The 227-nt window shown below is 72.7% G+C and carries 1 protein-coding gene; it reads left to right on the plus strand.

Annotation, left to right across the window (positions count from 1 at the left end; genetic code table 11):
- On the plus strand, positions 1-227 hold a 227-nt coding region (locus B1A78_RS22005; protein WP_144037978.1), incomplete at both ends, for an Ig-like domain-containing protein.

Consider the following 227-nt stretch of genomic DNA (forward strand, 5'->3'; position numbering starts at 1 on the left):
GCCGGCAACGAGTCCGACCCCACCCCTGCCATCGCGCCCGACCTGACCGCGCCCGATGCGCCCACGGCCGACGTCGACGACGCCACCGGCACCATTGTGACCGGCACCGGCGAACCCGGCGCCACGATTACCGTCTACGCCCCCGACGGCGAGACCGTGCTCGGCTCGGGCACCGTCCAGCCCGACGGCAGCTATTCGGTCACCATCCCCGCGCAGACCAATGGCGA

It is taken from the genome of Sphingopyxis sp. KK2 (genome assembly GCF_001990265.1).
Taxonomy (GTDB): Bacteria; Pseudomonadota; Alphaproteobacteria; order Sphingomonadales; family Sphingomonadaceae; genus Sphingopyxis.